This window comes from Dyadobacter sp. CY323 (assembly GCF_021390245.1).
GTDB lineage: Bacteria > Bacteroidota > Bacteroidia > Cytophagales > Spirosomataceae > Dyadobacter.
Map to the genome: position 1 here is coordinate 1 of NZ_JAJUXH010000007.1, position 23,167 is coordinate 23,167.

The following is a 23,167-nucleotide window of genomic DNA, read 5'->3' on the forward strand; positions in this document are numbered from 1 at the left end:
AGATTCCGGGCGAGCTTATTGCTTTTCAGCAGGTTGATTTGTACGCAAAAGTGAGCAGTTTTGTGAAAAAGCTGCACGTGGATGTGGGTAGCGAGGTTTCGCAGGGACAATTACTGGCTTCCATGGAGGCACCTGAGTTGTCTGCCCAAGTCTCGTCAAGCCAATCGCGTCTGCAGTCTCAGGAAGCCATTTATGAGAACAGCAAAGCCAATTACGAGCGGCTTTTGGAAACCAGCAAAACGCCCGGCACGGTCTCTCAGCTTGATCTGGATGCAGCTTTGGCAAAACAAAAATCGGATCTGGCCCAGCTTGAAGCAGCCAAATCTGCCAGCCGCGAAATTACCGATACCCGCAATTACCTCGAAATACGAGCCCCTTTCAGCGGCGTGATCACGGCACGAAATGTGAGTACCGGCGCATATGTCGGTCCTACCGGAAAAGGATCCGAATTCCCATTGTTTACATTGGTAGAGCAGCGAAAATTACGATTAGTTGTGAGCGTGCCGGAAGCTTATACGAGCTATTTAAAGAATAAAAGTGAGGTTACATTCAAAGTGAAGTCGCTACCAAACCAAACTTTCTCTGCAAAAGTAACGCGGCTGGCCGGGGCTCTCGACAATCGATTAAGGTCGCAAAGGACCGAAATGGACGTGATTAACACGGATAGAAAACTTTTGCCCGGTATGATCACAGAAGTTTCCATTCCTTTGACGGGCAGTGCGCATTCATTTGCAGTTCCGAGGTCGTCGGTTTTGAATTCGACTCAGGGAACTTACCTCATCAAGGTCGCCGATAAAAAAGCGATTTGGGTTCCGATAAAAACCGGGACGAGCAGCGACGAATTAACAGAAGTGTTTGGGGATGTAAAAGACGGAGATGTTATCGTGAAGTCGGCAAATGAAGAAATCCGGGACAATTCGGAAGTGAAAAACCAAAAACTGGTTTCAGCGACCAATTAAAGCCGCTTTCCGCCAGCGAGTACAATACGTAATTTAAAGCCAGCAAGATCTGTTTTAACCTCCTGACAAAGGCCGTTTTTGTAGGAATAAATGCCCTGCTTACCGTCTGGCAGCAATACGCCGTATTTGCCTTCCGATAACTTTTTAACGCTGCACATCTTTCCGTAGCGTTCAGAATAAACCTCCGTAATATTAACGGGCTCCTTGTAATACAAGCTTGTAATGGTACTGTTAATCGGAGAATTCAGTTCCAGCCTGGGCTTATCCTCACCATCTTCTCCCGAAAAAAGCACTTCGTAAAGCGATTTTGTGCTGCTTTTAGTCAAGGTCCTTTCTTTCAGATCGCCATTTACATGGTGCGAACATGAGGCGGAAACCAGCTTTCCCTGCACGTAGCTGGTTTGAGTAGCGTACTTTCCTTTGTAAAACATGATCTTGAAGTCTGATTCGATCCGGTGCGTTTCCGTATTATCTTTTCCTTTGTCATCAAAAACCTTCAACGAACCAATGGTGCGACCGGCGACGATCACATCATACATATTCTGGGCATGTGCTGCCGATATACATAACATCAGAAATCCTGAAAAAACAACCCGCATTATCATGGTGTCTGGCGTATTTGTGTGCAATTGCTATATAACAGTACAACTTTTGTTCCTATTGTCCCGGGATGAAGATTATCAGCCAATTGGTAGTCCGAGCAAACGTGTACTAAATGTGAAATGGGGATTGAAAGAAGCAGTTTCAACCTCAAACTGTCCCTCAACCCCCGTATTTCAGAATATCCCGAACTTCAATGTCACATTATACGAAATGTTACTCAAATCACTGTCAGTAAGACCATTGCCTTTTGCATTAAATGCTTTTCGATACGATACACCCGGACTAAACCGCATCCATTTCAAGAGATTGAATTCCACCTGCACACCTGGTTCCATGACAAAGAAAAATTTCGCGTCGTCCTCATAACGGTCGTCCCGGTCCGAATCCCAATCCCAGTCATCAATTTCCCGGCGATCGTATTGTAAAGTGAAGCCTGTCCCCGTCAGCAGATTCACGTTGAAATGTACCCGCCTCGTGGATGCCACCACATATTCGGTCATCAGGCCCAACTGTCCGTACTGATATGTGACTTTGTTTCCGGGAAAATTTTGATCCGCCAGCGCAACGGGAATGTGATTGGTCGTTGCCGCCGCTCCTACTCCGATCATAAACTTTTGATTAATAAACCAGCCGCCGTAAAATTCAGGCATATTGGCATAATGCCCATTGATCTTTGTAAACTTATTGGATAGCGCCACATATCCGCCCGATTTACGGATACCGTCACTTCTGAAAATAGTCTGGTTATCCTGGGCAAACGAACCCGTAGCCACGATCAGAGAAAAAAAGCATGTGATGGATAGAATAATCTTTTTCATAATATCTGAGTTGTTTCCTCCCAGACAATCCATCAAATCCTTCCCCCTATCGCTGTACTGAAATTACTGTCTCTATTTCTTTACCAACGAAAAATCAAGCTGTTGCACAAGCCCTGGATTTTCGGGTGAAAGTGTGAAGAAAACCTTAATATCCGCAGCTGCACCTTTCAGCAAAAAGCTCCCCCGCAGCTGATTATCGGCGATCATTTCCGTTGATCCATTGATCGCCCCAGATTTTACCAAAAGCACGTCCAGTTCCTTTTTACGATGGGATATGGACCGGTCCGGGAAAAAGTTCTCGGCAAAAACGCCACTTTGCTCGGCATTTTTCCATTCAGGCAGCATCGCCGCCAATTGTTGTTTCCTTTTATTTAAAATCTCAGAAACGCCAATCGGAAGCGGTTTCAGCCCTGCCAAAGCAATAATAGTATCTAAAACAGCCGTATTGATTGTCGCCATTCCCGCGTAGGTCCGGTTCGCATGCGCTATAATTCCAATTCCATATTCGGGTAAAATCTGCCATTGACTACCAAAACCGGGCAGCCCACCCGTATGTCCGATGCCAGTCCTTCCCTCACAATCACGGCTCCACCGCAACCCGTAACCATATGCGGACGTCATCGCGCAAACACGACCGGAAGGATACTGAAATTTTGCATTCAGACTATTGAAATTCCAGGGCATTTGCATTTCGCGGACATCACTGCGCAAAACGGGTCCGGTCTCAGGCCCCGAACTCGGCGGCCAGGCAGATAAATGGAAGGAAACGTATTTACTAAAATCATCAATCGAAGTTATTAAACCGCCCATTGCGCCATAAGTACCATCGTGCAACAGTTCCTCTTCTTTCCAGACTTCGTCTTCGTACCGATATCCATGTGCCAGCAATTCCCCGGGCGCTTTTGAATATTCCCAAATGGTATTATTCATTCCGAGCGGCTTAAAAATGACTTCGTCAATGTATTGCTGATACGGTTTCCCGGAAACATTGCCTATGATTTTGCCTAGTAAAGCGAAACCGAGGTTGCTATATTCATACGTGATCCCGGGAACATTTGAGAAAGAAATTCCTTTTTTGATCAGCGCAATCAGTTCTTCATCCTTTGAATCAAGCTGGCGGTCGCCCCAGGGATTATCTTCCGGAAAACCCGCGGCGTGCGTAAGTAAATGCCGGATTGTAATCGCGGGCGCATCTTTTGTCAGGCCGGGCATATTCTTAAGTTCCGGAATGTAGAGATATGCCGGATCGTCCAGTTTCAATTTCCCCTCCTTTCTAAGTGCAAGAATTCCCATGGCGGTCACACTTTTGGACATGGACGCTATCCTGAAAAGAGATTTCGGCGTAGCCTTTGTCGAAGTAGAGATCTCAGAAAATCCCTGAGCGCCGGACATGATCAACTTGCCGTCGACAACCAGCCCAAATGCCAATCCAGGAAAATGATTTTTCTCTGCATAATCTTTATAAAGCTTTTCAACTGCCGGAAAAGTCGCCTTGATCTTCTCAATACGGTCTGACTGAGCTACCTGCGCGCGGGAACCAAGGCTCAGAGTTAGAATGAAAATGGTAAAAATAATCCGATACATGAATGGCTGGATGGTTGATGTTACGGATGAATTTAACAAATGCAGTCTGTTTTTACTACTATTTCTGATTGGAGCAGGAGCAATCGGTTCTATTTCTTTCCTGCAAAATCCAGTTTCTTACTTTTGTACAATACATACTTTTTAATTTTATTTAAAAACTACCACTTTTTTGAAACTAAATAATCCTCATTACGTTACTTTTGTATTGGAAATAAGGCTTCTAGGTGGTCGCTCAGTTTCCTTTCATATTTCTTCTATAAAATCCATTATTGAAAAAATTACATTAGCCATAAATAAGGAATCGTGAACGGATGTCGTTTACACAAATTTTCACTCCTATGAATTATTCAATTTTAGCCCCATCTGATTCGAGAAAATACCTGCGACTTGCCGTTGCAGCTTTCTTTTTCGTGCAGGGACTTAGTTTCGCAGCCTGGGCAAGCCGGATCCCGGACATTAAAAACATGCTCCACCTCACGGAAGGCGGCTTGGGTACCGTACTACTTGCACTGCCTCTCGGGCTGATGGCCAGTTTGCCCATATCAGGCTGGATGGTAACCCATTACGGCAGTAAGAAAATGGTTTTGATCGGTGCGATTTTGTACGCAACCACATTGACCTTCATCGGTTTCGTAACCCGCACCGAGCAACTTGTCATCGCGCTTTTTGCATTTGGTCTTTGGGGTAATCTTACCAATATCGCAATTAACACGCAGGCAGTTGCAGTTGAGCAGGTGTACGGCAAATCCATTATGGCCTCGTTCCACGGGCTTTGGAGCCTGGCGGGTTTTGTGAGCGCGATGATCGGTTCCGTTTTTATTTCGGTTAACATCCCTCCTCAAATACACTTTATAATCATTGCCATTATCGCATTTATCATCATTTTCACCGCTTACAAGCATACCATGCCGGACAGTGATAAAAATGAAGGTGAACCGCAGCCTATGTTTGTAAAACCCGACCGCGATCTGCTCACATTGGGTCTGATCGGTTTCTGTGCCATGGTTTGTGAAGGTGCGATGTTCGATTGGAGCGGCGTTTATTTCCAGGAAGCGGTACATGTGCCAGCATCCATGACGACATTGGGCTACGTTTCTTTTATGGCAACCATGACCGGTGGTCGCTTTGCCGGTGACTGGCTCGCAAACCGTTTGGGAAGAAGAAAAATGCTTCAGATCAGTGGATCTTTAATGGGTACCGGATTAGCAGTCGCTGTTTTGTTTCCATCTCTTGTGCCGGCGACGTTTGGTTTTCTATTGGTTGGTTTCGGCGTTTCCTCGGTCGTCCCGCTGGTTTATAGCGCGGCGGGAAGATCTACGACGATGTCAGCGGGCATGGCACTCGCGGCGGTTTCGTCTATCAGTTTCATCGGTTTTCTGATCGGCCCGCCATTGATTGGTATCGTTGCCCAGTTTGCAGACCTGCGCTGGTCGTTTGCGATCGTTGGAATTCTGGCCTCATTAACTGCATTCTTATCCACAAAAGCCCGCCTGATTCAATAATTCAGTGCTGGTACATATTTTTCGCTTTAAAAAAGGAAGTCCGGACGGGCTTCCTTTTTTGCATTTAAAGTATTCAAAATGAAAAAATTACATCTTCTCTTCATAATCCTGATGTTCCTGGCTACTGCTGTGAACGCTCAAAAAGACTCATTGCGAAGTCTGGATATCAATCTGGAAAACTACGAATATCCCTTTCCCGTGAGCTATATCGAATTTGAATCGCAGGCTGAAAAAATCCAGTTGGCATATATGGATGTAAAGCCATCGAAGCCCAATGGGAAAACGGTCATGCTGATGCACGGTAAAAATTTCAATGGGGCATACTGGGAAGAAACTGCGAAAGCATTGATTGATAAGGGTTACCGTGTACTGATCCCCGACCAGATCGGTTTCGGAAAATCGACCAAACCGATGCATTTTCAGTACTCCTTTCAGGAACTTGCCGCGGCAACCAAACGCATTCCGGATCAACTAAAAATTAACAAAATGGTCGTTCTGGGACATTCCATGGGTGGGATGGTTGCCACACGGTTTACATTAATGTATCCAGAACTGGTTGAAAAACTGATCCTCGAAAATCCGATCGGTCTGGAAGATTACAAGCTTAAAGTGCCATATCAATCTGTAGACAAATGGTATCAGAGTGAATTAAAAGCCGATTTCAACTCCATTAAAAACTATCAGCTCACCAGTTATTATGATGGAAAATGGAAGGACCAGTATACCAAATGGGTGAATTTGCTGGCAGGCTGGACACTTAATAAAGACTACCCCCGCGTCGCCTGGAATTCCGCATTGATATATGATATGATCTATTCGCAGCCAGTTTGTTATGAGTTTGACAAATTGGCCGTTCCTACTCTGCTCATTATTGGTCAGCGCGACCGCAGTGCCGTGGGCAAAAACCTTGCTCCCGAGGCAGTGAGAAAGACACTGGGAAACTACCCGGAGCTTGGGAAACAAACAAAGGCAAAAATTAAAAACGGCCAACTCGTCGAACTAGACAATATTGGCCATTTACCTCACATTGAGGATTTTAATCGATTTATTACTCCATTGTTACAGTTTCTGGGCAATTAACCCAGAAACTGCCGAAGGTAATTCCGGCTGGTGAGAATGGCGCTTTGAATATCAGAAATGCCATTCTCATACGCTTTGTCTTCAACCTCAATAACGACCGGTCCGCGATAGCGAACATCGGTTAACGCAGCAAAAAAGGCGCGCCAGTTCACATCACCCAGTCCGGGCAATTTCGGGGAATGGTATTCCAGGGGGTTTGCCATAATGCCCACCCGATTCAATTTATCTTTGTAAATTTTTGCATCTTTCAAATGTATATGATGCAATCTTGATTTATAATTATAAATCGGATAGGTTTCATCCATCATCTGCCAGATCATGTGTGAGGGATCGTAATTCAACCCAAGTACCGGATTGGGAATGATCTCGAACATTCTGTCCCACACGGCCGGGCTGATTGCGAGGTTTTTACCCCCCGGCCATTCGTCATCCGTGAAGAACATCGGACAGTTTTCAATGGCAATTTTTACATTATACTCCTCACCTACTTTCACAATCGAAGGCCACACATCTGCGAATCTGGCCAGGTTATCCTTGATGCTCTTTGAAGGATCCCGCCCGATAAAGGTGGTAACCACCGGAACATCGAGCTTTGCCGCACCTTTGATAACCTGTTTAATATGTTCAATAAAATATTCGGAACGGTTTGGATCGGGATCGAGCGGATTCGGATAATAGCCCAATGCAGAAATGAAAACATGGGCTTCTTTCAATCTATGCTTTATGGTCGATACCTTGTGCTCGGTAAGCGCAGTCACGTCGATATGCGTCACGCCGGCGTACCTTCGGCTATCGGCATTATCAGGCGGCCAACACATTACTTCCACACATGAAAAACCATGATTTCCAGCAAACTGGATAACATGCTCGAACCCGAAATCGGCTAGTATGGCACTATTAAAACCTAATTTTAGCATAATAAAGCAGTTTTTGAGGTAAACTTCAGTAAAAAACTGACTGCATTCAAGGCTAGTCCCGAATTCCATCCAAATTTTCCGAGGCTTCATCAATTCAGGCTGCCATTGGTAAATATCAACCCGTACTAAATCCTTTTAATTTTAGTAATATTGATCTGACAAAAGCAATGAATTCTAACCAGTTAAACACTTATGGCAGACTCAGAACCGGGTATTGGCAAAAAGATACTCAGCTTTTTTATCAAGGAAAATGAAGAACCGGCAAAATCCGCACCTATCACAGGTGCAAATCCGGAACCCATAAAACCGGTACCAAGTCCTACCGTACCAAACGTGGCGGGAACTGCTAATGTGGACCGAAAATTTGTAGAGCATTTCGTGAGCCTGCTCGAAAAAGCGAACCTGCCCGGGCCGGATTATTTTGAGTACAAACAGGCACTTCAAAGTATGGACGGTTTGAGCCTTGGGGAAGAGAAGCAGTTTCAGGCTGCCTGGGCAAGTTTCAAAGCGATGGGTGGCGTGAAAGACACGACAATTCTCAAAACATCGGCAGATCAATACCTTGCAATTCTGGCGCGGGATCGCGAATCATTTTTAAAAGATGTAGAAAAGGCCATTAAAGACCGCGTTGGCGCTTTGCAGGACGAGCAAAAGAAACTGGAAGAATCGAATGCTTCTTTTATTAAACAGATCGAGGAAATCCAGAAGAAAATAGAAGAAAATAAAAACCGGCTCGGACAGATTTCGGGCGAGGTTACGGAACAAAGCGCGAAGATCAATGCGAATAAAGACAATTTCGAAATCACGTATCTGAGCTTTGCAGAGCAGATTAAGTCTGACCTTTTGAAAATTAACCAATACTTAAAATAAACTAAAACCTAACATCTCGAATCAATGGCAACACCTGATTTCTCTCAAATCGGCGGCTCACAGGAAGACGGTTCCAAGCGGTCGTACTGGAGTAAGCCCGAGGGCATTACTTCCCTGCTTTTTCTGGGCGGACTTGGCGCGGCTGCATTATATTTCTGGAATAAAATCGCCGCATTCCTCATTGAGGTGACACAAAATACACTGTACCTCGGCTTTTTGATGGCTGCGCTCGCACTGGTGATCTTCCTTTTTACCAGTAAGGATGTGCGCACGGCTGTTTTCTTTCTTTTCAAAACGCTGATGCGCAAGATTACCGGTACGATCATCAAGCTTGATCCGATTGCGATCATGAAAATTTACATTGATGACCTGAAAGAGAAGCGTGAAAAAATGCAGGGGCAGATCAATACGCTGGCCGGACAATTGGTCAAACTAAATAAAAATATCAGCCAGAACAATGAGCAGATCAAGCAGAAATTCGCAGAAGCAAACAAGGCGAGTACAATGCTCGACCGCCCGGGCATGAAGGAAACGGCATCACTTGCGACCATCGAAGGTGCCGGTTTACAGGAAATGAACGAGAAGCTTTTTCCATTGCAACGTAATATGAAAACCATTCTGGAATTCATGGAGAAAGTCAATAAAAGTGCCGATTACATTATTAAAGAGACCGAGATAAAGGTTAAACTGAAAGAAGCCGAGTACCGGATCGTGAAAGAGAGCTCCAACGCATTGCGTACCGCGATCAGCATTTTCAAAGGAAACCCGGACAAAAAGTTCTATTTTGACGAGTCCATGGAATACATCCAGGACGATATGAGCCAGAAACTGGGCGAAATGAAACGGGCAATGGACCTTTCACTGGACTTTATCAATGGCGTCGACGTTCAGAATGGGCTGCTTTCAGATAAAGGACAAGCCATGCTGGAAGCCTATAATTCCGGTCAGTTCAAACTGATCCAGATCGATTCTCCCCAGCCGGTATCCCGGAACATTGATACGCCGAAAGACTCCAGTTACAAGGGTTTATTGGATTAATCACTTTTGTTAAAACATTTTACATCGTTCAATTTATAATAAACACCCATGAAAAGACTCACAGTTGCAGGCCGCCTCATTATCACGGCAATCATTTTAGGTGCCCTATTTTTGGGTTATAAATACCTTGGCGGGGAAAAGGCTTTGAACCAAATGGCCGAGGATCGCGCCCAAACGCCCGATACCACCGCTACGACCGGATCAGCAAGTGAAGCTCCGGCGGAGGAAAGCAGCTCGAATGATTCAGAAGCCGTTTCATCCGGAACGTCTGCATTTAACTACACCCCTCCTGCCCCGGTCGACGGTAAATTAAAGGGGGTAGTCGAACTTGGCGCGAGCGGATTTAACTCTTTTATCATCAAAGTTGATAGTCAGAAACGCTGGGACCTTGAAAAATCCGAGTTTGGAAACAGTCTGGTGACAGAGAATATGGCAACAGATGAAGACATTCGCATTGGCTTGAAAAAGTACATCGGCGGAATGCTGGACTATGGAGTGAGCAGCAAAGACATTCACTTTGTAGTAAGTTCTGGCGCTGCCAAAGCGGATGTTACCCAGAAAATTACGCGCGTTTTAAAATCTTTGGGATATGTAGTGAATCAGGTAACTCCCGAGCAGGAAGGTCAGTTAGCATTGAAATCTGTTCTTCCAGCTGAATATGCGGGCAAAGCGTTCGTGGTGGACATCGGCTCGGGAAACACGAAGATCTCCTGGATCAACAATGGAAAAACGTCAGCTCTGGAAGCTTATGGAGCCAAATATTATCAGGATGGTACTGCTGATTCGAAAGTATACGATGAGGTGAGTGCGAAATCCAAGCAGATCCCCTCAGAGTTGAGAAATACCTGTTTCATCATTGGCGGAGTTCCGTTTGAAATGGCAAAAGAAGTACGGAAAGGAAAGGAACGCTACACGACATTGAGCGATCCGCTGGCTTACTCGAAGCTGACAAATGCAAAAACCAAAGCGGGTGTGAACATTTATAAGGCTGTTAAAGATGCCACAGGCTGCAACCAATTCGTTTTTGACTGGGATGCAAACTTTACGATCGGTTTTCTTTTGGGTTTGTAATTAAAAAGTAATTTTGAGGGGAAGACGGAAACGTTCTTCCCCTCTTTTATTTTCAGCCTATGACACTATCACAACTATTCAATTCCATTTCGCAAAACCCCTGGCCGGCGACGGTTTATTTCCTTCTACTCCCATTGCTTGCTTGGCTGATTGGTGTCATAGCTAATGGAAGTCGTGATGTTAAATTTTGGAGTTTAATTTATGCAATTCTAGTTTACGCAGTTTGCATTCCGGGAATTTTCGCGGTTACATTGGATATTTACTTATTCTTGTTTGAAAGACAGAGCATCTGGCAGGCGAATGTCGTTCTCCAGTTTGTCCCGGTGATTTCAATGGCAATGACCCTTATGTTGATCAAAAGCAAGATCCCATTCTCTCAAATCCCGGGTTTTGGCAAAATTTCCGGATTTCTGACATTGATTGCTGCGCTCATAGGAACCATGTGGTTTTTTGACAGAATCCACTTAGTAGCATTTACTTACGTTCCGTTTAGCGTCATTTTAATCGGTTTTGTGCTCACTTTGCTCGCCATCAGATTTGCATGGAGCAGACTGTTTTGAACAAGGCCTCGTACATACAAATCTCCGTGACCGACGAACAGAAGCTTTCTGCACGGGAACTAGTCGAACATTCGCTGCGCCATCACCTCGTTTCCAATATTTGGGACAAACATGATGACAAGCTTTCGAAAACGCGCATGATGCGTTTCACCGGAACTTTGGGTGAGATTGTGTTTGCGGACTGCTATCATTTGCCTCGTCCGCAACGTTCATTCGGAGCAGCAGACGGCCAGGATTGGGGCCAGGACTTTTTGATCAAATCCGACGCGCTTGCATTTTCGGTTGACATCAAATCGATGAAACGCAAGTCGGGAAGTCTGGCGGCCGACTATGTTCTGAATATCCCATCATCTCAACTCCACAAACCCAATTCAAAAACCTCCCATTACTTCTGCATCTCATTTCACCAATGTGAAACGGAAGGCACGATTGCTTCCTTGATTGGTTTCATTGACAAACAAGCACTCGAAAATGGCGTGATCGGGCAGTTGTATAAATCCGGCACCAAGCGCGTCAGATCGGACGGGACTGCATTTACATTCTACGAAAATACGTATGAAGTACTCTTCGGAGACATTGATCCTCCGGTTGTTACAGAGTCTATTAAGAAGCTGAAAGCCTTTCGGATCTGTGAGCTTAAATAAGAAATTTATACGTACATTTGAATTACCAGACTCAACATGATACGTATGAAATGAAAGCGGAAAAGGATCCCAAAGTTAAACTGACAGTTAGTGTGAAAAAATCAGTAATCGAAAAGGCGAAGAAATATGCTTCCGAAAACGGAACCTCAGTCTCTCAATTAATTGAGGATCATTTGGTTGGTTTAAAGGACTCTGAAACCAACGAACCCAGCAAAAAGCTAAACATTGCAGATCAGCTATATGGCTGTGCGAGTGGCGGGCCATTGAGTAATATGACCGACAAAGAAATTAAAGATCTGATGATCAAAGATAAATTCGGTCTATGAAGTTATTTTTAGATACCAACGTGCTTGTAGATCATGCACTTAGTCGAATAACGGGTCAGTCAAACGAAGCTAAATTCTTACTTTCCTGGGCGCTCGAAAATGAAATTCCAATGTTCATTTCCTCTGCCAGCTTTTACACTTTTACTTACGTACTGCAAAAGGAAGGGCTCAAAAATAATGATTTAAAGACTCGTCTATTGTTATACCTCAAAATTCTAAAAGTATGCAATTCCAGTACGACCTGTTTTGTCAATGCTCTTAATTCAGGAATGAAAGACATTGAAGATTCTTATCAGCTTCAAACTGCTCTCGCAGTAGGGTGTAATTTTCTGATAACCAACAACACCAAAGACTTTAAGTTTTCAAACGCCACAAATATTAGCATTACGTCGCCATACAACTTCCTTACAAGCATTTTAAGAAAAACGAAGGGACGCGACTTCTAAAATCAAATGGCTTCACAGAATCGCTCGTACGAAAAGAAAAAACTGCTCGGCCAGGTTTACACACCACTACACATTGTACAAAAAATACTGACGCATTGCGGATTTTACAATCTCAGTCCAGCTCCCATTACTATTCTTGACCCAGCCTGCGGCGATGGCCGTTTTCTTGTCCCCATCGCGGAATATCTCATCCAAAATTCACCGGCCGACCAGCTTTCTGAAAGATTAGGCAAAATTGAGGGCTGGGATATTGATCCCGAAGCAATTAAAAGTTGCAGGAAAAATCTGGATCATCTGGTGGCAGATCTAGGCTTGGAAATCCAATGGAAGTTGGAGATCTGCGATGCATTAAAGCAGCGAGATTCCGGCCGGAAATTTGACCTCATCGTCGGAAATCCACCCTACATACGCATTCAGCATTTGCCCGAGGAGCAGCGAAAATACATTCAAAAAGAATATTCATTTTGCCAAAGTGGCTCGACAGACGCATTTGTAGCCTTTTTCGAACTCGCCTCCGAATTACTCACTGAAAATGGCCATTGCGGTTTCATTACTCCCAATTCTTACCTGACGTCCGAAACCGGGAGAGCACTGCGCTCCTATTTTGAATGCAATCAAAACCTTTTACTACTGACTAATTTTGCCCATTTTTCCGTATTTAAAGGTACCTCCACCTATGCAGCGGTTACCATTTTCGGCAAAATCAAAAATGACGCATTCTTTTTCGAACAATGCCGAACATCGGATTTCCAATACAATGGGAGAAATGTCAGTTACTCAGAACTGAGAGAAAATCAGCCCTGGCATTTAGCCCCAGAAGTTAGTCAGGAAATTGCCGGTGAACGACTTGGCGACATTTGTAAAATTTCAGTCGGCGTCACTACCCTGGCTGATCCCTACTATTTATTCTCCATTATTAGTAAAAACGATGATCTGGTTTATGCCAGAAACAAAAACGGGATGGAAGTTTATCTGGAAAAAGCGATTCTCAAACCCATCGTAAAGGGCTCAAAACTTAAAACCTCACAAGACCCGATCACTGAATATATTTTATTCCCCTACAAAACAGATGAATCTGGTAAACAGCGCATTATCCCTCAAGATGAGCTCGAATCTAAATTTCCCGAAACTTTTTCCTATTTTCTTAAAGTAAAACCCGCGCTCGATCGTCGTGATAATGGAAAGCCGAATGCCGTGGCGTGGTATGCATTCGGACGTTCGCAGAGTCTGGATAGTTCTTTTGGCAAGAAGATCATCTTTTCACCAATGAACCTGTCACCTAATTTCGTCCTGCATGAAAACGAGGAAGCGACCGTCTATTCCGGCTATTTTATTAAGTATGACGGCGATTACGAGACTTTGCTTACCCAGTTGAACTCGCAGAGAATGGCGGATTTCATTGCAGTGGCAGGCAGGGATTTTCAGGGTGGCTATAAAGGCTACAACAAGAAAGCGATCGAAAACTTTGTTATAACAAAAGATTAGTTAGCATTCCAGTCACATTCAGCTAAAAATAAGTGAGTTATGGTTTATAAATAAACGAACGTTCATTTATATTTACTCGAAATATTACAGGATAAATTGAGGACGCGGGATATACATAAGGAAAGTTTGATCAGGGAAAAAGCCATTGAGATCATTGTCAATCACGGATTCGACGGGTTGAGTATGCATAAACTCGCTAAATCCGCCGGTGTTTCGGTCGCCACGATCTACATCTATTTCAAAGATCGTGAACAACTTATTCAGCAACTTTACACGGAAGAAAACGCGAAAATGGCCGAAGCTACACTTCTGAATTTTAATCCGGAATCGCATTTTGACGAAGGATTGAAGGTTCAATGGATGAACCGAATGAGGTACTGCCTGAAAAATCCATATAGTATGACGTTCATGGAACAAGTGAAGCATTCACCGCTGGTGGACCGCTCTTCAATTGATCAGCGGTTCCTGCACGCGATGTCCACTTTTGTTCACAAGGCAATCGAACGGAAAGAAATCGTCTCATTACCGGTCGAAATCTACTGGTCCATCGCTTTCGCGCCGCTCTATCAACTCGTGAAATTCCACATTTCGAAGACGAGTATGCCGGGAAGACCGCCATTCATTTTTGATGAAGAGAAGATAAACCAAACACTGGAACTAGTCATTAAAGCCCTCAAACCATAATATCTGATAAAAACCTCAACGAACTGCCATGAATGATATTTACCAGACACATGATCACATCCTTGTTTTCCGGACCAACATCAACCGGAAAAAACATGTCAGAACTATTTCTCCACTTCTCAACGGATGTGACACGATCAAAAAATGGAACGTAGATTTGTCCGATATTGACAATGTTTTGCGGATAGAAGCCACCCATTCCGATTGTGCGCCGGTCATTGAGCTGGTAAAACAAGCGGGATATGCCTGCGAAGAATTAACCGATTAACAAATTATAGCCGCCCACACCGATGTCGGAACAAAAAAAAACCACTTTTACGGGTTATGAAAAGTTTGTCATAGCCCTGCTCGCCACATTACAATTTACGGTAGTATTGGATTTCATGGTACTATCGCCATTAGGCTACATTCTGCTGGATAAGCTTTCCATCAGCACAAGCCAGTTCGGGCTTGTCGTTTCCGCATACGCATTTAGCGCGGGCGCGTCGGGTTTGCTCACCGCCGGTTTCGCGGACAAATTCGACCGGAAAAAATTGTTACTGTTCTTTTACACGGGTTTCGTGATCGGCACCTTTCTTTGCGGGATCGCGCCTACTTACCATTTCCTGCTTCTGGCCCGGATCTTCACCGGCATTTTCGGTGGTGTGATTGGCTCCATCGGCTTTGCGATCATCACCGATCTTTTTCCGATCCAGGTCAGGGGACGCGTCATGGGTTTCGTACAAATGGCTTTTGCAAGCAGTCAGGTTTTAGGTATTCCGATAGGTTTGTATTTGGCGAAAGAATTTTCCTGGCATGCACCGTTTCTGATGATCGTCGGACTAAGTCTGATCGTGGGCGTCCTGATCGTTTTATATCTGAAACCAATCAATGAACACCTCAAACTTCCGTCCCAAGGAAATGCATTTCAACATTTGGGAAAAACCATTGCCCGACGCGACTATCTGCAGGCTTTTGCAGCCACCACTTTGCTGGCAACCGGCGGTTTCATGCTTATGCCTTTTGGAACTGCATTTGGTGTGAATAATCTCGGCATTCAAGAAGCCCAGTTGCCGAGCTTATACATGGTAACCGGCATTTGCATGTTGCTATTCAGTCCGCTCATTGGGAGGGCTTCCGACAAGATCGGAAAGTACCAGGTATTCCTGGCCGGATCAGCAATTACGTGTATCATGACACTCATATATTGCAACCTCAGCGTTACGCCACTCTGGATCATCATCATTCTAAATGTACTGCTTTTCGTAGGTATCACAGGCCGGATGATCTCTGCTTCGGCACTCATGACTGCAGTTCCGGAGCCTCAGGATCGTGGTGCATTCATGGGTATTAATTCTTCCATTCAGCAAATTTCCGGCGGCCTGGCTTCTCTGCTGGCGGGTTTTATTGTTTCGGAAACCAGCTCCGGGTTCATTGAAAACTACCCGCTGCTCGGCGACGTAGTCGTATTCGCTGTGATCGTTACCGCGTTTCTAATGTATCGCATTCACAAATACGTCACCGCGAAACTTGCGGCCGCTCCCGGTACTTCCTCAAATCCAGCTTTTTAAGTTTTTATCGCAAAAAAATTCTTTTAATACTTATTGTTCTTTTAAAAAGTTTAATACATTTACAAAGCAAAAAACTTTTGTAGCTTTCTATTTATAAATATTAGTAATAAAATTATTTTACGTTTATTTACGTACGAAACGTAAGATAAATTCATACTTTTTATACATATAATATTTATAAATGAAAATCATCAGTATTGTCAACAACAAAGGAGGTGTGGGTAAAACCACTTCTGCCCAGAGCATTGCTGCCGGTCTAAGTAAATTTGCCAACGCCCGGGTGTTGGTTATTGACCTGGATGCACAGGCTAGTCTTACAAAAAGTTTCGGCATCACACATGCCGGATTGAAAAAAGACAGCGGTTCGTTCATTACCGGCGAATATGAATTTGACGACATTGTCAAACGTGTTGGCGACATTGATGTGCTGCCGGGATCGGCCGAAATGATACACCGGGAAGACACCATTAAGTCCGCCCCGATCTTTCCTTTCAACCTTAAAATTGCATTGGAAAAAGTAAAAGACAGGTACGATTTTGTGATCATCGACTGCCCCCCGGCGCTCTATGGAAATACAAGATTGGCATTGGTTTCCTGCCATCAGTACTACGTTCCATTGCAGGCGGAGTTTTTGAGTTACGAAGGTTTGCGCAACTTTTTGGTGTATTCAGCAGAGATCAAAAAAATAAGTCCGAGTACCAATCTGGGAGGTGTTTTTGCGACGCGTTACAACCCGAAAATCAGGAAGAAGATCAGCCACGAACTGATCGCCGCGACCCGGGAGCAACTTGGTGAAGTATTTATGGATTCGTACATTCGCGACAACATCGCCTTGTCAGAAGCTCAGGCGAACGGGAAAACGATATTTGAATACGCTCCCGACAGCAACGGTGCCGAAGATTATTATAAGTTAACAAAAGAAATACTGACACGAATTTAATCACTGAATTATGGCAAAGGAAAGGAAATTTGATTTTGCACCCCTACCCCTGGTTACCGACATACAGGAAGAGGCGGCCAAAACCGAAGAGGTAGTCGATGGAGCTCCCACCAAAGTCACGTTTGATTGTGATTACATTTTAATGGAAAACATGAAAGACTATGGTTATTGGGAAGGCCTCACGCAAAAAGACATCATTCTCGAATCCTTAAAGCTGTATTTTCAGGATAAAGAAATCAGGCCGCGTCCGGACAAAATACGAAACCGTACCAAAGTAGGCCGAAAGCCAAAATCTGCTACTGAATAGCACAAAGTCTCCCAAGCGGGAGACTTTTTTGTTGATTTATATTTGATATACTTATTCAATAATCAGCTTTCCCGAAGATTCACTCGCGCCATTTTTAAAACGAAAAAGATAGAGGCCGGTTCCCGCAGTAAGCTTCACCTGTGTTTTTCCTTCAAATGCTTTTTTCAGCATTTGTTGTCCATTTGCATTATAAAAAACAATCGTGGATTCGCCAGGTAAGTGCGTCTCAATGCGAATGTACTCTTTGGCAGGATTAGGCGATACTCGAACGAAATTGTTCTCACTTTTCTCCACCGCCAGAATCGGATCCACTCTTACGTCAGTTATGGCAGCTGCGACGCATCCGTAGCGATCCGTGACTTTCACCTGATATGCTCCTGCATTCGCTTGTTTCGCGTTCTGAATCGATGCTTGCTCTGTTTTTGCAGAGAAATTGAGCGGCCCGGTCCATTCATAAGTTACGCCCCCGTTTGCTTTGAGCTCAATCACCGCACCCTCAAAGTACGGGCCGGTGTTTGTCGCCGTGGCAGCGGGCAATGGAAGTACGGTAATCGAAATCTCAGACGTGGTCGTTTCTCGCCCCTCAACGTTGCAAGATGCAATATATGCAGTAGTCGTAGTCGGCTTGACGGTGAGGCTGGTACCTAACACGCCTGTCGACCAGCTCGTAGTACCGCGACAACCCGACGCTGTCAATACCGTTTCAAAACCAGCACAAATACTATCGGCAGCCGCTTCTACTTTAAATACACCCGGAGATTCGGATTGTAATTTCCATTCCATTGTCCAGGTACGCTGTTCCCGCGCATTATCCCTCCTGCTCATGGCTGTGGAGTCAAAAATGGTTGCTGTTAATGTCCCAAACTCGGGTAGATTTTCTGGTGATAGGGTGATCTCTTTCGGAGCTTTTGAAATCAGCTGCCCGTCCAGTTTCCAATCAACCGATAATGTATTGGGGTCCGGATTGACCAAATGCAGTTTGAAAACCTGCGGCTTGCCGACAACTGTAACCCCCTCCGCATCCGGTTCCACTTTTTCGACCGGATTAACGAAAAATAAGATTTTTTCTGTGGTAGCTTCTTTGCAGACTGCGCAAAACGGCCGAAGAAGAACTTCCATTAAGCATCCGCCGCTCGTGGGTTTATGCCAGGTTTCCGACTCGCCGGAAAATCCGTGTTGATAGATCCCGATATTATCCGAATTTAGCCAGTTTCGCCATTTAATGGTGGACGGGTTGCTATTTTGAGTCATATTTGGCGCTTCCCAGCCATAGCCCGGACCGGCCCAGTATTCATCGTTTAATGCAGAAAAGGTATGCCCGATTTCATGAACACCGATCAAATGCGCCTGATCGTGCAAAGTATGCACCGCAATGGAGCCGCCCGAACCGCCGTAAAATTTCGTATTCACCAACACCACAGCCAGATCATAGCTTGGAAAATTGGATGAAAGCACATTCATCACGACTGAATAATTAACTGTTACCAGCCGATGAATGGACGATCCGAATGTGCCACTGTAAAAAGTATTCTTTTTACCGACCGGCTGATCCGGATATGCATCGGGCGAAGTTCCGGGATTGGTGACGCCACTTTCTTTAGAAGGAGTCGATATGGAGAAAAAGTTAAAATATCCTTTGTAATGATTGTAGGGATCGTAAGAGAGAAAGAAATCAGCAAACTTCTTGGCTTCTGCTCGAAACTTGGGCATTTCCTCCTCTGTGAAACCATCGCCCAGGATTACCACATTTATGCGGTTGTTGATTACCCCGGTTTTGTACAAAGTATCAACCGTAAAAGTTTGTGCGAAACTTTTGCAGATGATCAGAAGGAAGAATAGTGTGGTAAACGCTTTTTTCATTGTTTCAGATTTAGTGTGTAAATTTTCACTTCGCCGCGTTCGGGAGTGATACTGTATATATCAATGCGGTCCATGTAACTCTCTTCCTGGATTCTGAAAGAAAGATTTCCTTCCCGCGCCGTAATTTCCGCTTTTGCAATCGTCCCATCCTGGCTCGCCACTTCCACCGACCGGAAAAGCGGATGTTCGAGTGTGATCCCTATTTCAAAATGGCTCGTGGTGTATCGCGGTACCGCCTTGATCTGATACGGATAATGCACCGGCACCGCCAGGTTTTTCATTCGTCCATTGCCCGAGGTAGCATTCAAAAACTCCACCTTTTCGTTCTTGCCTTCTCCCCCGTCTTTGATTTTAAAATGCAGAAAAAGGATGTGATCCTGCACTTGTGCGCCGTAACCAGGGATTTCTCTCACCTTTAAAACCGATTGAGCCGAACTGCATTGCATAAACCCGAAAGCCGTAAATAAGAGTAAACAATAAGAAAGTTGCCTGGACATATTGTAAGCGGGATGGCCGGGGGTAAATGTACATTTTTGCAAATACAAATCACAGAGACTTTAAAGTTTGACTTATCCACCGTCTGTGATAATTTATTTGCCCTAAATGATAGGAAAGATGCCCGTGTAAATGGTGCAGGATCAAACTCACGTTTTGTCCGGGAAACAAATCCAGGACCTCTTTGGGGTATTCCGATTGAAGCTTTTCCGAAGTAATCTCTTCTAATGTCCCGATAACGGTCTGCAAGGTGAGATCTAGTTCTTCCATTAACTCAATGCCTGAAAAACGCCTTGCCGAAAATTCGGCATCACGGTCGCGAACATACGCAAAGCCGCCCAGCGTGAGTCCGATATATGTTCTGAGATTACCTGCGAGATGCTGCGCCAGGTTACCGCCGGAATTGAGCGTCCCGGGAAGTAACACCCATAGCGATTCCTCCGATGGATACTGAGCGATTTCCGACCGAAGCTTAGCAATGTCGCGCGAAAACAATGCAATGAAGTTTTCTTTGTCCATGTTTTGTAACTAGTATACTATTAATTCCAATTTTCGTAACGTCGGCCAGACCGCATGCGAGTTATTACATTGGCGGAACAATTAAAAGGTCATTTTCTATTTCCCCTAAAAAGGCTCGGCCATTTACAGCAAATGCGAAGTACATAACCATGCAACATCATTGCAAGTAATTGATTTCCAGCACATGTAACCCTGTTGCACGCTGTTTGAGATTATATTTGCACCGATCGCACGCATGTAATTCTGTCGACCTTGGTTTGTCGGCTACCCTGCGAAATACGATTTTATATTAATGATATGAAAGTTCAAACAAAAAATAAATTGCCTCAGGAAGTGGACGATTGTTGCTCACACGAACCGCAAAAGCTTGTCGCTCATTCCCATCAACATAAAAAACAGCACGACCATAGCCACGATGGACATGATCACGACCACGATCACGATGGTCACAGTCACGGTGGCGAGGGAGATAGCGGTATTCTGAAAAGCAGATGGATGCTTTGGCTGAGTCTGGCGATCCTGGCCGGTTTTTTGCTCACGACGTTCATTCTTGAAATAGAGGTTAGCCGTATCGTTGAGATTGCATTAATGGTTACCGCCTATCTGCTTGCGGGAAATAAAACGATCGCAACAGCTTTTAAAAAGGTATTGAGGGGTGATTTTTTCAATGAATTTACATTAATGACAATCGCTACGTTCGGTGCATTTTTTATCGGCGAGTTTAGCGAGGGTGTTGCCGTCATGCTTTTTTATGAAATTGGTGAATTGTTTCAAGATCTCGCAGTAAGCCGCTCCAAACGCTCCATTAAGGCATTGTTGGACATCAGGCCCGAAACGGTAACGGTGATCCGTGACCAGAAAGACATTCAGACAAGCCCGGATTCGGTGCAAACCGGGGAGACCATTTTAGTGAAAGCCGGAGAGAAAGTGGCGCTCGACGGAGTACTTTCATCGGCTTCGGGAATATTCAATACGGCTGCATTAACGGGTGAATCCGTTCCAAGGACCATCAGACAAAATGACCCTGTCCTCGCCGGGATGATCAATACGGAAAAAACGGTGGAGATTGAAGTACGGGCATTGTTCAAAGATTCAAAATTGTCGCGGATTTTGGAAATGGTGCAGGAAGCAACCGCGCGAAAAGCACCTACTCAATTAATGATCAGCCGGTTAGCCAAAATATACACACCGATAGTTTTCTTCCTGGCTGTCCTGATCATTTTCATCCCCCTACTGTTTGTCGCAAATTACGACTTCAATGAATGGCTCTATCGCGGAATGGTTTTCCTTGTAATTGCATGTCCATGCGCACTCACGATTTCCATTCCCCTGGGATATTTTGGAGGAATCGGACTTGCTTCCCGGAATGGTATCCTGGTCAAAGGATCTAATTTTCTGGACGTTATGACCAAGATCGATACCGTTGTTTCTGACAAAACCGGCACGCTCACAAAAGGTGTTTTCAAAGTGCAGACGGTAAAAACCGAGCTGAACGAAGCTGAATTTTTAACCCAGGTTGCATCGCTGGAAAGCTATTCGACGCATCCGGTGGCCAGGGCCGTAGTACAGCATGCAGAGGACCTCGATTTGACAAAACCGCTGGAAGTAGAGGAAATTTCGGGGCATGGATTAAAAGGCATAGTAAATGGAAAGACAGTCCTGGCTGGCAATCTGAAACTTCTGGATAAATATGCGATCAGCTATCCGGAAACCCTATCGTCGATTTTCGAAACGATTGTCGTGGTAGCGATTGAAGGTAAATATGCGGGTTACATTACCATTGCAGACGAAGTGAAGGAAGACGCCGCGCAGGCGGTTTCCGAATTGAAACATCTTGGTATAGAGACTATTATGCTATCAGGAGATAAAAGCGAAGTGGTTTCAAAAGTCGCTGATCTTTTAGGGATCAGTAAAAGTTATGGCAACTTGCTGCCGGAAGATAAAGTCAGCCATGTTCAAAAATTGAAAGATGAGGGAAAACGGATCGCATTTGTTGGCGACGGAGTGAACGATGCGCCGGTGATTGCATTAGCCGACGCAGGCATTGCAATGGGTGGGCTAGGCTCCGATGCGACAATTGAAACCGCCGATATTGTGATTCAAAATGACCAGCCTACCAAGATCGTGTCGGCGATTAAAGCCGGCAGGATCACAAAAACGATCGTGTACCAGAATATCACCCTGGCGATCGGTGTCAAAATTGCAGTCATGATCTTGGGAGCGGGCGGCATTGCGACGTTGTGGGAAGCAGTGTTTGCCGATGTGGGCGTAGCCATGCTCGCGATCCTGAATGCATTCAGGATTCAGGGCAAAAAAATCTAGATTTCCGTTAAATAATTGAAGATACCGCAGAATCACATTCAGAAAATCCGGAACAGTGCTCTACGGACGATCTGAATGTGTTTTTTACGCTTACTGCTAGCCAAAAAACTCCGGCTTGTCAATCCTGGTACATGAACTTCACAACCATGCAGATCAGGAAGAGGACAATGACGAGCAAAAGTAAATTTCCGAAGGTAGTAACCAACCATACCATCCCGTCACCTGTCAGGAACATAGCCAGTTCACAAAGTGCTGAAACCATGGCTAAACGATTGGATTTGATGAAATACCTGCGATTTTCTCCAGTGCCATCGTCACCCGCTCGATCCGGTCGACGTTTCCGCGGCTCGTGTCTGAGACCGCCTGAGCGACAGAGGTAAGGTAATCACTACCAAGTTTGGTGTTAAAAAAGGGGTCATGCGACGCCAGGATTCCGCGCCAGTTTTTCCCTACAAGTTTCCGCGAACGGATGAAACGGACCAAAAGACGTTCCTTAATTGACAGGCCGCCGAACTCAGTCACTCTCGCATGTAGCTCTTCCATGGGATTTGAGTTTGTGTGTGTAATTTTTGTAATTTGCGTAAAGC

At 44.8% G+C, this 23,167-nt stretch carries 26 protein-coding genes; 17 read left to right on the forward strand and 9 right to left on the reverse strand.

Going from position 1 to position 23,167, the window contains the following annotated elements; all coding sequences use genetic code 11:
- Nucleotides 1-959, forward strand: a 959-nt coding sequence (locus LZG72_RS12860; RefSeq protein WP_233872585.1) for an efflux RND transporter periplasmic adaptor subunit, incomplete at its 5' end; no start/stop codon positions are given.
- Here LZG72_RS12860 and LZG72_RS12865 read toward each other — a convergent pair.
- From LZG72_RS12865 to LZG72_RS12875, 3 genes are all read right to left on the reverse strand, one after another.
- Nucleotides 956-1,558 (reverse strand): DUF6134 family protein, encoded by a 603-nt coding sequence (locus LZG72_RS12865; RefSeq protein ID WP_233872588.1) that lies wholly within the window; start codon nt 1,556-1,558, stop codon nt 956-958. The two genes, LZG72_RS12860 and LZG72_RS12865, sit on opposite strands and share 4 nt — an antisense overlap.
- Nucleotides 1,559-1,735: 177 nt before the next feature.
- On the reverse strand, nt 1,736-2,380 hold the full coding sequence (locus LZG72_RS12870) for a hypothetical protein (RefSeq protein ID WP_233872591.1): 645 nt from the start codon (nt 2,378-2,380) through the stop codon (nt 1,736-1,738).
- A gap of 72 nt (nt 2,381-2,452) precedes the next feature.
- Nucleotides 2,453-3,964 (reverse strand): serine hydrolase, encoded by a 1,512-nt coding sequence (locus LZG72_RS12875; protein ID WP_233872594.1) that lies wholly within the window; start codon nt 3,962-3,964, stop codon nt 2,453-2,455.
- A 338-nt stretch (nt 3,965-4,302) separates the two neighbouring features.
- Here LZG72_RS12875 and LZG72_RS12880 point away from each other — a divergent pair, with 338 nt between their 5' ends.
- Both LZG72_RS12880 and LZG72_RS12885 read left to right on the forward strand, forming a co-directional pair.
- On the forward strand, nt 4,303-5,466 hold the full coding sequence (locus LZG72_RS12880) for an MFS transporter (protein WP_233872597.1): 1,164 nt from the start codon (nt 4,303-4,305) through the stop codon (nt 5,464-5,466).
- 78 nt (nt 5,467-5,544) lie between these two features.
- Entirely contained in the window at nt 5,545-6,546 is a 1,002-nt protein-coding gene (locus LZG72_RS12885) for an alpha/beta fold hydrolase (RefSeq protein WP_233872599.1), read from the forward strand.
- On the opposite strand, the gene LZG72_RS12890 is transcribed toward LZG72_RS12885, so the two are convergent.
- The gene (locus LZG72_RS12890) at nt 6,543-7,463 is read right to left on the reverse strand and encodes a sugar phosphate isomerase/epimerase (protein WP_233872602.1); all 921 of its coding nucleotides are present in this window, start codon (nt 7,461-7,463) and stop codon (nt 6,543-6,545) included. The two genes, LZG72_RS12885 and LZG72_RS12890, sit on opposite strands and share 4 nt — an antisense overlap.
- 192 nt (nt 7,464-7,655) lie before the next feature.
- Here LZG72_RS12890 and LZG72_RS12895 point away from each other — a divergent pair, with 192 nt between their 5' ends.
- The 13 genes from LZG72_RS12895 to LZG72_RS12950 all read left to right on the forward strand — a co-directional run bounded on the left by LZG72_RS12895 (nt 7,656) and on the right by LZG72_RS12950 (nt 17,384).
- The gene (locus LZG72_RS12895; protein WP_233872604.1) at nt 7,656-8,333 is read left to right on the forward strand and encodes a hypothetical protein; all 678 of its coding nucleotides are present in this window, start codon (nt 7,656-7,658) and stop codon (nt 8,331-8,333) included.
- Nucleotides 8,334-8,357: 24 nt separating this feature from the next.
- Nucleotides 8,358-9,371, forward strand: coding sequence for a hypothetical protein (locus LZG72_RS12900; RefSeq protein ID WP_233872607.1), 1,014 nt, complete (start codon nt 8,358-8,360; stop codon nt 9,369-9,371).
- Between the two features lie 48 nt (nt 9,372-9,419).
- Nucleotides 9,420-10,442, forward strand: a complete 1,023-nt coding sequence (locus LZG72_RS12905; RefSeq protein ID WP_233872610.1) for a hypothetical protein — start codon at nt 9,420-9,422, stop codon at nt 10,440-10,442.
- A gap of 59 nt (nt 10,443-10,501) precedes the next feature.
- Nucleotides 10,502-11,002, forward strand: a complete 501-nt coding sequence (locus LZG72_RS12910; protein ID WP_233872612.1) for a hypothetical protein — start codon at nt 10,502-10,504, stop codon at nt 11,000-11,002.
- Nucleotides 10,984-11,646 (forward strand): hypothetical protein, encoded by a 663-nt coding sequence (locus LZG72_RS12915; protein WP_233872614.1) that lies wholly within the window; start codon nt 10,984-10,986, stop codon nt 11,644-11,646. Before LZG72_RS12910 ends, LZG72_RS12915 begins: the two co-directional genes overlap by 19 nt.
- A gap of 50 nt (nt 11,647-11,696) precedes the next feature.
- Nucleotides 11,697-11,972 (forward strand): DUF6364 family protein, encoded by a 276-nt coding sequence (locus LZG72_RS12920; RefSeq protein ID WP_233872617.1) that lies wholly within the window; start codon nt 11,697-11,699, stop codon nt 11,970-11,972.
- Complete coding sequence (locus LZG72_RS29450) at nt 11,969-12,418, forward strand: PIN domain-containing protein (RefSeq protein ID WP_409017699.1); 450 nt, start codon at nt 11,969-11,971, stop codon at nt 12,416-12,418. The genes LZG72_RS12920 and LZG72_RS29450 overlap by 4 nt, the downstream gene beginning before the upstream one ends.
- A 6-nt stretch (nt 12,419-12,424) precedes the next feature.
- Nucleotides 12,425-13,903, forward strand: coding sequence for a class I SAM-dependent DNA methyltransferase (locus LZG72_RS12925; protein WP_233872620.1), 1,479 nt, complete (start codon nt 12,425-12,427; stop codon nt 13,901-13,903).
- Between the two features lie 126 nt (nt 13,904-14,029).
- Complete coding sequence (locus LZG72_RS12930; protein ID WP_233872623.1) at nt 14,030-14,587, forward strand: TetR/AcrR family transcriptional regulator; 558 nt, start codon at nt 14,030-14,032, stop codon at nt 14,585-14,587.
- Nucleotides 14,588-14,615: 28 nt separating this feature from the next.
- A complete protein-coding gene (locus LZG72_RS12935) occupies nt 14,616-14,855 on the forward strand; it encodes a hypothetical protein (RefSeq protein WP_233872626.1) in 240 nt (79 codons plus the stop codon).
- 22 nt (nt 14,856-14,877) lie between these two features.
- Nucleotides 14,878-16,137, forward strand: coding sequence for an MFS transporter (locus LZG72_RS12940; protein WP_233872629.1), 1,260 nt, complete (start codon nt 14,878-14,880; stop codon nt 16,135-16,137).
- Between the two features lie 181 nt (nt 16,138-16,318).
- The gene (locus LZG72_RS12945; RefSeq protein ID WP_233872632.1) at nt 16,319-17,077 is read left to right on the forward strand and encodes a ParA family protein; all 759 of its coding nucleotides are present in this window, start codon (nt 16,319-16,321) and stop codon (nt 17,075-17,077) included.
- 10 nt (nt 17,078-17,087) lie between these two features.
- Nucleotides 17,088-17,384 carry a hypothetical protein gene (locus LZG72_RS12950; RefSeq protein ID WP_233872635.1) on the forward strand — a complete coding sequence of 99 codons (297 nt, stop codon included), beginning with the start codon at nt 17,088-17,090 and terminating at the stop codon, nt 17,382-17,384.
- A 51-nt stretch (nt 17,385-17,435) separates the two neighbouring features.
- Here the strand turns inward: LZG72_RS12950 and LZG72_RS12955 are convergent, their stop codons facing one another.
- The 3 genes from LZG72_RS12955 to LZG72_RS12965 all read right to left on the reverse strand — a co-directional run bounded on the left by LZG72_RS12955 (nt 17,436) and on the right by LZG72_RS12965 (nt 20,258).
- Complete coding sequence (locus LZG72_RS12955) at nt 17,436-19,244, reverse strand: M64 family metallopeptidase (protein WP_233872637.1); 1,809 nt, start codon at nt 19,242-19,244, stop codon at nt 17,436-17,438.
- Nucleotides 19,241-19,657 carry a hypothetical protein gene (locus LZG72_RS12960; protein WP_233872640.1) on the reverse strand — a complete coding sequence of 139 codons (417 nt, stop codon included), beginning with the start codon at nt 19,655-19,657 and terminating at the stop codon, nt 19,241-19,243. Before LZG72_RS12960 ends, LZG72_RS12955 begins: the two co-directional genes overlap by 4 nt.
- A gap of 133 nt (nt 19,658-19,790) precedes the next feature.
- Nucleotides 19,791-20,258 (reverse strand): DUF1572 family protein, encoded by a 468-nt coding sequence (locus LZG72_RS12965; protein ID WP_233872643.1) that lies wholly within the window; start codon nt 20,256-20,258, stop codon nt 19,791-19,793.
- A gap of 297 nt (nt 20,259-20,555) precedes the next feature.
- On the opposite strand from LZG72_RS12965, the gene LZG72_RS12970 reads away from it, so the two are divergent.
- Nucleotides 20,556-22,580: a heavy metal translocating P-type ATPase gene (locus tag LZG72_RS12970; protein WP_233872646.1), complete on the forward strand. Its 2,025-nt coding sequence runs from the start codon at nt 20,556-20,558 to the stop codon at nt 22,578-22,580.
- A 118-nt stretch (nt 22,581-22,698) separates the two neighbouring features.
- Here LZG72_RS12970 and LZG72_RS12975 read toward each other — a convergent pair whose 3' ends face one another.
- Together LZG72_RS12975 and LZG72_RS12980 are read right to left on the reverse strand one after the other, a co-directional pair.
- The gene (locus LZG72_RS12975; RefSeq protein ID WP_233872649.1) at nt 22,699-22,842 is read right to left on the reverse strand and encodes a hypothetical protein; all 144 of its coding nucleotides are present in this window, start codon (nt 22,840-22,842) and stop codon (nt 22,699-22,701) included.
- A gap of 2 nt (nt 22,843-22,844) precedes the next feature.
- Nucleotides 22,845-23,123, reverse strand: coding sequence for a hypothetical protein (locus tag LZG72_RS12980; RefSeq protein WP_233872652.1), 279 nt, complete (start codon nt 23,121-23,123; stop codon nt 22,845-22,847).
- Nucleotides 23,124-23,167 lie beyond the last annotated feature (44 nt).

Coding starts and splice junctions, on each gene's coding strand:
- LZG72_RS12940 (WP_233872629.1), top strand. CDS start 14,878: ATGTCGGAACAAAAAAAAACCACTTTTACGGGTTATGAAAAGTTTGTC.
- LZG72_RS12950 (WP_233872635.1), top strand. CDS start 17,088: ATGGCAAAGGAAAGGAAATTTGATTTTGCACCCCTACCCCTGGTTACC.
- LZG72_RS12910 (WP_233872612.1), top strand. CDS start 10,502: ATGACACTATCACAACTATTCAATTCCATTTCGCAAAACCCCTGGCCG.
- LZG72_RS12900 (WP_233872607.1), top strand. CDS start 8,358: ATGGCAACACCTGATTTCTCTCAAATCGGCGGCTCACAGGAAGACGGT.
- LZG72_RS12905 (WP_233872610.1), top strand. CDS start 9,420: ATGAAAAGACTCACAGTTGCAGGCCGCCTCATTATCACGGCAATCATT.
- LZG72_RS12915 (WP_233872614.1), top strand. CDS start 10,984: ATGGAGCAGACTGTTTTGAACAAGGCCTCGTACATACAAATCTCCGTG.
- LZG72_RS12935 (WP_233872626.1), top strand. CDS start 14,616: ATGAATGATATTTACCAGACACATGATCACATCCTTGTTTTCCGGACC.
- LZG72_RS12945 (WP_233872632.1), top strand. CDS start 16,319: ATGAAAATCATCAGTATTGTCAACAACAAAGGAGGTGTGGGTAAAACC.
- LZG72_RS12890 (WP_233872602.1), bottom strand. CDS start 7,463: ATGCTAAAATTAGGTTTTAATAGTGCCATACTAGCCGATTTCGGGTTC.
- LZG72_RS12895 (WP_233872604.1), top strand. CDS start 7,656: ATGGCAGACTCAGAACCGGGTATTGGCAAAAAGATACTCAGCTTTTTT.
- LZG72_RS12965 (WP_233872643.1), bottom strand. CDS start 20,258: ATGGACAAAGAAAACTTCATTGCATTGTTTTCGCGCGACATTGCTAAG.
- LZG72_RS12880 (WP_233872597.1), top strand. CDS start 4,303: ATGAATTATTCAATTTTAGCCCCATCTGATTCGAGAAAATACCTGCGA.
- LZG72_RS12870 (WP_233872591.1), bottom strand. CDS start 2,380: ATGAAAAAGATTATTCTATCCATCACATGCTTTTTTTCTCTGATCGTG.
- LZG72_RS12955 (WP_233872637.1), bottom strand. CDS start 19,244: ATGAAAAAAGCGTTTACCACACTATTCTTCCTTCTGATCATCTGCAAA.
- LZG72_RS12925 (WP_233872620.1), top strand. CDS start 12,425: ATGGCTTCACAGAATCGCTCGTACGAAAAGAAAAAACTGCTCGGCCAG.
- LZG72_RS12865 (WP_233872588.1), bottom strand. CDS start 1,558: ATGCGGGTTGTTTTTTCAGGATTTCTGATGTTATGTATATCGGCAGCA.
- LZG72_RS12885 (WP_233872599.1), top strand. CDS start 5,545: ATGAAAAAATTACATCTTCTCTTCATAATCCTGATGTTCCTGGCTACT.
- LZG72_RS12920 (WP_233872617.1), top strand. CDS start 11,697: ATGAAAGCGGAAAAGGATCCCAAAGTTAAACTGACAGTTAGTGTGAAA.
- LZG72_RS12975 (WP_233872649.1), bottom strand. CDS start 22,842: ATGGTTTCAGCACTTTGTGAACTGGCTATGTTCCTGACAGGTGACGGG.
- LZG72_RS12875 (WP_233872594.1), bottom strand. CDS start 3,964: ATGTATCGGATTATTTTTACCATTTTCATTCTAACTCTGAGCCTTGGT.
- LZG72_RS29450 (WP_409017699.1), top strand. CDS start 11,969: ATGAAGTTATTTTTAGATACCAACGTGCTTGTAGATCATGCACTTAGT.
- LZG72_RS12980 (WP_233872652.1), bottom strand. CDS start 23,123: ATGGAAGAGCTACATGCGAGAGTGACTGAGTTCGGCGGCCTGTCAATT.
- LZG72_RS12970 (WP_233872646.1), top strand. CDS start 20,556: ATGAAAGTTCAAACAAAAAATAAATTGCCTCAGGAAGTGGACGATTGT.